Raw genomic sequence first — 613 nt, 5'->3', positions numbered from 1 at the left:
CAGTTGTCTTCCGAGAGAATCGAGTGAACGCTTGGGTGCATCTTCAGACGCGCCAACGCTCGCGTGATGCGCTTGCGTACCGCCTCCGTGTTTGAGCCTACCCGCTGGGCAATCTCCCGATAGCTCAAGCCGTCGCCGAAACGCCATTCGAACATCTGGCGGTCGCGCTCCGACAGCGTCCGCATCGCTTCCTGCAGCACCAAATACAACAGCAAGTCGTCTTCGGGGATAGAGTACGGCGCCGCTTCGTGTTCCGTCTCCAGCCCCAGCGAGTAGACCTCCTGCTCGCGCTTGCGCTCGCGGTACCAACTGAACACCGCGTTCCGCACCACCGTGCGCAGCCACGGCTCCATCTTGTCCAGGTCGCGTAAGCTGTCCAAGTTGTTGTACACGCGCAGCAGGCACTCCTGCGTTAGGTCTTCGACATCATCGTCGTTGGAGCGGCAGTAGCGTCGTACCAGTCGCTCAATCCGCTCGCGCAGCGCGGTGTAGAACTGATGCTCCTCGTACAGCGATGTCCTTTCCGCACAATACATAGTAGCCACCTTCCTTCCTGTCGGCGCGCTCCCACAGAGAACCGCCACTATAGGATACTCACAAGGCTCCGCCTGTC

At 60.2% G+C, this 613-nt stretch carries 1 protein-coding gene; it reads right to left on the bottom strand.

Going from position 1 to position 613, the window contains the following annotated elements:
- Positions 1-536, bottom strand: a 536-nt coding sequence (locus NW837_RS15805) for an RNA polymerase sigma factor (protein ID WP_414332668.1), incomplete at its 3' end; no start/stop codon positions are given.
- Between the last annotated feature and the right edge of the window lie 77 nt (positions 537-613).

This window comes from Synechococcus sp. R6-10 (assembly GCF_047461815.1).
Taxonomy (GTDB): domain Bacteria; phylum Cyanobacteriota; class Cyanobacteriia; order Thermostichales; family Thermostichaceae; genus Thermostichus.
Note: the sequence above shows the minus strand (reverse complement) of the source record. Positions and strands in the feature narration are given on the sequence as shown.